The organism is Kitasatospora sp. NPDC088134 (assembly GCF_044741705.1).
Taxonomy (GTDB): domain Bacteria; phylum Actinomycetota; class Actinomycetes; order Streptomycetales; family Streptomycetaceae; genus Kitasatospora.
Genome location: NZ_JBIUTD010000028.1, coordinates 101,252 through 108,280, shown reverse-complemented (window position 1 = coordinate 108,280; position 7,029 = coordinate 101,252). Strand labels below are relative to the sequence as shown.

General features: G+C 73.4%; 5 protein-coding genes and 1 pseudogene. 3 read left to right on the top strand and 3 right to left on the bottom strand.

Annotated features, from left to right (window positions below; genetic code table 11):
• Positions 1-150: 150 nt before the first annotated feature.
• Both ACIOHG_RS31585 and ACIOHG_RS31580 read left to right on the top strand, forming a co-directional pair.
• Positions 151-2,739: a bifunctional FO biosynthesis protein CofGH gene (locus tag ACIOHG_RS31585; protein ID WP_400955706.1), complete on the top strand. Its 2,589-nt coding sequence runs from the start codon at positions 151-153 to the stop codon at positions 2,737-2,739.
• A gap of 196 nt (positions 2,740-2,935) precedes the next feature.
• Complete coding sequence (locus ACIOHG_RS31580) at positions 2,936-4,039, top strand: ADP-ribosylglycohydrolase family protein (protein WP_400955704.1); 1,104 nt, start codon at positions 2,936-2,938, stop codon at positions 4,037-4,039.
• A 93-nt stretch (positions 4,040-4,132) separates the two neighbouring features.
• Here the strand turns inward: ACIOHG_RS31580 and ACIOHG_RS31575 are convergent, their stop codons facing one another.
• From ACIOHG_RS31575 to ACIOHG_RS31565, 3 genes are all read right to left on the bottom strand, one after another.
• A complete protein-coding gene (locus ACIOHG_RS31575; protein ID WP_400955702.1) occupies positions 4,133-4,339 on the bottom strand; it encodes a DUF397 domain-containing protein in 207 nt (68 codons plus the stop codon).
• The gene (locus ACIOHG_RS31570) at positions 4,336-5,193 is read right to left on the bottom strand and encodes a helix-turn-helix domain-containing protein (RefSeq protein ID WP_400955700.1); all 858 of its coding nucleotides are present in this window, start codon (positions 5,191-5,193) and stop codon (positions 4,336-4,338) included. Before ACIOHG_RS31570 ends, ACIOHG_RS31575 begins: the two co-directional genes overlap by 4 nt.
• A 318-nt stretch (positions 5,194-5,511) precedes the next feature.
• Entirely contained in the window at positions 5,512-6,240 is a 729-nt protein-coding gene (locus tag ACIOHG_RS31565; protein WP_400955698.1) for a GPP34 family phosphoprotein, read from the bottom strand.
• A gap of 300 nt (positions 6,241-6,540) precedes the next feature.
• Between ACIOHG_RS31565 and ACIOHG_RS31560 the strand changes: the two are divergent.
• Positions 6,541-7,029: pseudogene (locus tag ACIOHG_RS31560) on the top strand (hypothetical protein); the annotation flags it as partial.

The window sequence follows — 7,029 nt, the reverse complement described above, 5'->3', positions numbered from 1 at the left end:
ACCACCCGGCTGACCGCCGCCCCGGACAGAACCGGGCAATACCTCCGCCCGAAACCATGCGCGGCAGCCTAAAACGGTATCGAACGCCCTCTGAGACACCGTCAGGGTCGGTGTAGTCCTGGAGGGGGAGCACTGTCGTAGGGTCGGCCCATGAGTCCTCAGACGCCGACCCCGTCCGCCGCGTACCCCACCCCGACGGCGATGCGGCGCGCGCTGCGCCGGGCCCGGGACGGGGTGGCGCTGGACACCGCCGAGGCGGCGGTGCTGCTGCGGGCCCGCGGCGCGGACCTGGCCGAGCTGTGCGCCGTCGCCGCCCGGCTCCGGGACGCCGGCCTGGAGCAGGCCGGCCGCCCCGGCGTCATCACCTACTCCCGCAAGGTGTTCGTCCCGCTCACCCGGCTCTGCCGGGACCGCTGCCACTACTGCACCTTCGCCACCGTCCCCGGCAAGCTCCGCAAGGACGGCCACGGCCTCTACCTGTCCCCGGACGAGGTGCTGGAGATCGCCCGCCGGGGCGCCGAACTCGGCTGCAAGGAAGCCCTGTTCACGCTCGGCGACCGCCCCGAGGAGCGCTGGCCGGAGGCCCGCGAGTGGCTGGACGCGCACGGCTACGACGACACCCTGGCGTACGTCCGGGCGATGGCGGTCCGGGTGCTGGAGGAGACCGGCCTGCTGCCGCACCTCAACCCGGGCGTACTGAGCTGGACGGACTTCCAGCGGCTCAAGCCGGTCGCCCCGTCGATGGGCATGATGCTGGAGACCACCGCCACCCGCCTGTGGTCCGAGCCCGGCGGCCCGCACCACGGCTCGCCCGACAAGGAGCCGGCCGTCCGGCTGCGGGTGCTGGAGGACGCCGGGCGCAGCGCTGTCCCGTTCACCACCGGCGTGCTGATCGGCATCGGCGAGACCCACGAGGAGCGCGCCGAGTCGCTGCTGGCGATCCGCAAGGTCGCCCGCGCCTACCAGGGCGTGCAGGAGGTGATCGTGCAGAACTTCCGGGCCAAGCCGGACACCGCGATGCGCGCCATGCCGGACGCCGAACTCGACGAGCTGGCGGCCGCGGTGGCGGTGGCCCGGCTGGTGCTCGGCCCCGCCGCCCGGATCCAGGCCCCGCCGAACCTGGTGGACGCCGAGTACGCGCTGCTGATCGGCGCCGGCCTGGACGACTGGGGCGGCGTCTCCCCGCTGACGCCCGACCACGTCAACCCCGAACGCCCCTGGCCGCACATCGAGGAACTGGCCGAGCGGACCCGCGCCGCCGGGTACGAGCTGCGCGAACGCCTGACCGTCTACCCCGAGTACCTGAAGCGCGGCGAGCCCTGGCTCGACCCCCGGCTGCTGCCGCACGTCCGCGCCCTCGCCGACCCGGAGACCGGCCTGGCCGCCGAGAGCGCCCGCCCCGTCGGCCTGCCCTGGCAGGAGCCGGACGAGCCGATGACCGGCGGCGGCCGCACCGACCTGTTCCGCACCGTCGACACCGAGGGCCGCACCGGCGACCGCCGCTCCGACTTCGACGAGGTGTACGGCGACTGGGAGTCGCTGCGCGAGCGGGTCGGCGTCCCCGCCCCGCGCCGACTGGACGGCGAGCTGCGCACCGCGCTGTCCGTCGCCGCCGACGACCCGGAGAAGCTGACGGACGACCAGGCGCTGGCCCTGTTCCAGGCCGACGGCGACGCGCTGGACGCGCTCACCCGGATCGCCGACGAGCTGCGCCGCGCCACCGTCGGCGACGACGTCACCTACTGCGTCACCCGGAACGTCAACTTCACCAACGTCTGCTACACCGGCTGCCGGTTCTGCGCTTTCGCGCAGCGCCGCACCGACGCCGACGCCTACACCCTGTCGCTGGACCAGGTCGCCGAACGGGCCGAGCAGGCCTGGCAGGTCGGCGCGACCGAGGTCTGCATGCAGGGCGGCATCCACCCGGACCTGCCGGGCACCGCCTACTTCGAGATCGCCCGGGCCGTGAAGGAACGGGTGCCGGGCATCCACGTGCACGCCTTCTCGCCGATGGAGGTGGTCAACGGGGCCACCCGGACCGGCCTGCCGATCCGCGAGTGGCTGGTGCGGGCCAAGGAGGCCGGGCTGGACTCGATCCCCGGCACGGCGGCGGAGATCCTCGACGACGAGGTCCGCTGGGTGCTCACCAAGGGCAAGCTGCCCGCCGCGACCTGGGTCGAGGTGGTGACCACCGCGCACGAGCTGGGCATCCGCTCCTCCTCGACCATGATGTACGGCCACGTCGACACCCCGCAGCACTGGCTGGGCCACCTGCGGCTGCTCGCCGGGATCCAGCAGCGCACCGGCGGCTTCACCGAGTTCGTCACCCTGCCGTTCGTCCACACCAACGCGCCGGTCTACCTGGCGGGCATCGCCCGGCCCGGCCCGACCGCCCGCGACAACCGGGCGGTCACCGCGATGGCCCGGCTGCTGCTGCACCCGCACATCCCCAACATCCAGACCAGCTGGGTGAAGCTCGGCGCGGAGGGCGCCGCCGAGATGCTCCGCAGCGGCGCCAACGACCTCGGCGGCACGCTGATGGAGGAGACCATCTCCCGGATGGCGGGCTCCTCCTGGGGCTCCTACAAGTCGGTCCGCGACCTGGAGGCGACCGCCGCACTGGCCGGCCGCCCGGCCCGGCAGCGCACCACCCTGTACGGCGAGGTGCCCGCCGAGCGCCGGGCCGCCGCGCTGGCCTCCGACGGGCACCTCCCGCAGCTGCTGCCGCTGGCGGACTGAACCGGGCGCGACGGGGCGGCCCGGGCGGCCGGTCGGGGCCGGTCGGGGCCGGTCGGTGGGGTCGGTCAGCGGGCGGGGTCGGTCGGTGGGGCCGGTCGCTGGGCGGCGGTTCGCGCAACCGACCGACCCTTCGCTCGGGTCTTCGAATACAGTGCGTCTGCTGTCCGAGACCCCGACCGAAAGGTTCCGCCCCGTGATGCCCCTGTGGTCGCGCGCCCAGCAGCAGGACTTCCGCAGTCGGGTCCGCGGCTGCCTGCTCGGCGGCGCGCTCGGCGACGCGCTCGGCGGCGGCATCGAGTTCGAGCAGCTGGAGCAGATCCGCGAGGCCCACGGCCCGCAGGGCGTCACCGGCTACGTCCCCGCCTACGGGCGGCGCGGCGCGATCACCGACGACACCCAGATGACCCTGTTCACCGTCGACGGCCTGATCCGCTCGCACATCGCCCGGGAGAGCGGCGCCTGGCACCCGCCCACCGACGTGCACCGCGCCTACCTGCGCTGGTACGCCACCCAGCAGGACTGGGGCCCCGACGAGCGCCGCAAGGACCTCGGCTGGCTCGGCCGCGAGGAGTGGCTGTACGCCCGCCGCGCCCCCGGCCAGGCCTGCCTGTCCGGCCTGGCCGGCACCGCGGACGGCCCGCTGCCGACCGTCGAGGAGCCGCGCAACCCCGGCTCCAAGGGCTGCGGCACCGTCATGCGGGCCGCCCCGTTCGGCCTGCTCACCGCCTGGGACCCGGCCCTGGTCCTGCAACTCGCCGTCGAGTGCTCGGTGCTGACCCACGGTCACCCCACCGGCTACCTGGCGGCCGGCGCCTTCGCGGTGATCGTCCACGCGGTGGCCCGCGGCGGCACCCTGGAGGAGGGCGTGCACCTGGCGCTGGCCCTGCTCTCCGAGCGCCCCGGCCACGAGGAGACCACCGCCGCGCTGCGCGCCGCGCTGGACGCCGTCCGGGTCGGCGCGCCGTCCCCCGAGCGGGTCGAGGAACTCGGCGAGGGCTGGGTCGCCGAGGAGGCGCTCGCCATCGGCCTGTACTGCGCGCTGGTCTCCGAGGACGTCCGCACCGGCCTGCTGCTGGCCGTCAACCACTCCGGGGACAGCGACTCCACCGGCTCGATCTGCGGCAACCTGCTGGGCGCCCTGCACGGCGAGACCGCGCTCCCGCCCGAGCTGGTCGCCGAGGTCGAGGGCCGCGGGGCGATCCTGGAACTCGCCGACGACCTGGTGCTGGAACTGCTGCACGGCCCCGAACTGCACGGCACCGACGTCTGGAACGAGCGCTACCCGATCATCGGCGCCTGACGCGTCCGTCGGTTTCCGGGACGGCACGGGGAACGGCACGGGGCCCGCCGCGCGGGAAGCGGCGGGCCCCGTGGCCGTGGACCGGACGGCGGATCAGACCTCGCCGAAGGCACCCGAGCCGGCGGCGGCCGCGAACGCCGCCCAGCTCTCGCGGGAGAAGCGCAGCTGCGGGCCCTGCGGGTCCTTGGAGTCACGGACCGCGATCGAGGACGCGTTCGGCACGGCGATCTCGACGCAGGCGCCGTTGCCGCCGCTGTAGCTGCTCTTGCGCCAGGTCAGGGTGTCGGTGGCCTTGCTCATTTCATGAACTCCTCTGCGATATCGGTGATCATCGACCGGCTGTCCACGACGCTCAGCGCCGCGGCCCGCAGGTGGTCGTACAGATTGGTATAGCGGCGTACATCGGCTTCCTTCTCCAGGTAGAGATCGCTCGTCACTCCTTCGAAGTAGACGACCGTGGAATCCGCGGACTCGGGGAACTCCATCAGGGAGAATGTCCCGGTCATGCCGGGGTGCGCCCCGTGAATGAATGGGATGACCTGGAGGTTGATGTTCGGGCGCTCGCCGAGGGCGACCAGTTGGTACAACTGCTCGGCCATCACGCGCGGCCCGCCGACCTGGCGGCGCAGCACCGCCTCGTCCACCACCACCCACAGGCTGCCCAGTTGGTCCTCGCCGTGTATCCGGTGCTGCCGCTTGAGCCGCACGTCGACCCGGCGGCGGATCGCGGCCGGGTCGGTGTCCGGCTGCGTCCCGGCCACCACGGCCTCGGCGTACTCCCTGGTCTGCAGCAGGCCCGGCACGAACGAGGACTCGTAGGCCCGGATCGAGGAGGCCTCCGCCTCCAGACCGATGTAGACGCTGTACGGGATGTCCCCGAACTCGTGCCACCAGCCGCGCTGGCGCGACTCCTTGGCCATCTCCATCAGCCCGGCCCGGATGCGCTCGTCCTCCACCTCGTAGACGTCGCACAGGTCGCGCACGTCACGCTGGCTGATGGAGCGGCGCCCGTTCTCCAGGCGGCTGATCTTCGACTGGGAGACCATCAGGCGGCCGGCCACCTCTTCGGCGGTCATCCCCCTGAGTTCGCGGAGCCGACGGAGCTCGGCGCCGAGACGGCGGCGGCGAACCGTCGGGTTCACGCTGGCGGACACATCGACCTCCGGCCGTACCTCTGGCAACAGTGCGGTAATTGGTACCAACCCCCCTGACGCTTCGCAGCATGCCACCTCGACTGCGGTCCGTGCCTGGAAATCGAAGTACCGCAGTAGAACAGATCATCGGAAAATAGCTCAATCGGGATGGCCGTACTTGCGCCCGGCCGGTTCGGCGCGCTAAAGGAGTTCCGGCCCGCGGCAGGCCCCCTGACGTCCCGTCACCCCGACCCGGGAACGGCGAAGGGCGGCCGCCCCGGTGTCTCGCACCGGGCCGACCGCCCTTCCTCCGAACCGAACGCTAACGGCGTGCACCGCTCATCGGGCGCCGACCCGGCTCGCCACGCCCCGCCCGGCAGCGGCGGGCCGCCCGGCCGGACCCCGTGAACCCACGGGGGCCGACGGCCGGCCCTGCTGCTGCGACGGCAGACCGTTCTGCACGTCCATCACCGCGTGGGCCACCATGCCGCCCAGCGGGTCGTACCTGATCAGGTCCCGGAGACGAGAGCGCGAGGACCGCCCCTCGTTGCCCGGGTACAGGTGCTTGCCCAGGCCCACCGCGTGGGCCAGCGCGGCCAGCGCCGCGGTCCGCGGGTCCGGCGGGACGCCGGTGCGGATCGCGGTGTCCAGCCGCTGCTTGATCGCCGCGTTGGTGCAGTCGTCCGACGCCTGGTACCGCGTCGTCGGCAGCACCCCGCACACCTGGCCGGCCACCGCCGTCACCATGCCGCACCGCTCCAGGTGCGCCAGGTACGTCTGCCGCAGGCCCAGGCGCGGGCCGCCGATCCAGTGCGCCGCGCGCACCGGGCTGCCGCGCCGGCGCAACAGCTCCAGTGCATGGTCAAGGGTCGGGTCACCGGTCGGCCGTGGCACCACCACGGCGATCCGGTCCCCGTCCGGGGCTATCCTTCCGGCCAGGGCCAGCTCGACGAGCTGCGCCCCGGCAAGTCCGAGATCGAGGGTCTGCGGCTGCGCGGTGGTACCCGTGGCCGGGTCCAGTGCGAGCAACAACAGCTCCTCGGGAATGGTTCGACGGCCTCTGCCCATCCAAGCCTCCCCGCGTGGATGAATGACAGGGTGACGCCTCTCACACGGGCTTGTCGAGTACGCCTCCGAATCGTGACCTTGCCCGGGCAGGCGGGAACCACCGTCCGACGGGCCCGCGTCTGACCGGGCAACGGCTCGTCGAGCCGGGAAAAACCGCCGGTCGGGCGGGGTGAGGCGGGCCATCGCGGCCTCGGTGCCGGAGACTGTACAGGTGCCGGGCCGGGTCGAGAACCCACCCGAAAAAAACCAGCTTGTGTGATCGGACCGGCGGTGCCGGGCGGACGAGGAGGAGTGGGTTACGTGGGCGAGTCCCCGCAGAGCGAGCGGCGAGACGGCGAGACGCGACGGGCCGGGGCCGAGCAGGACCCGCGCGAGCCCGGTGAGGGCGGCTCCACCGTCCACCTCCGCGTCCGCGATACGGACAGCCCCACCACCGCCCTCCGCCTGCCCGTCGACCGCGACACCACCTCCCTCCGCACCGACGACCTCGACCTCCCCGAGTCCGCCGACGCCCTCACCGGCCCCCGTCCCACTCCCCGGGACGAGAAGGCCGCCCCCGGCGAGACGGCCACCACCCCGACCGAGCCGGAGCCGTCCGCGGAACGGGACGCACAGGGCGAGGAGGAGGCCGAGAAGCCTGCGGAGGCAGGTGGGTCCTCCTCGCTCACGATGACGCTCCGGCTGCCCGAGGCCGCGAAGGACGACGACGCCGAGGACGAGTCGGCCGAGAACGCGAAGGACGACGACGCGAAGGCCGAGGACGTGGAGTCGGGGGACCCCGAGCCCGTC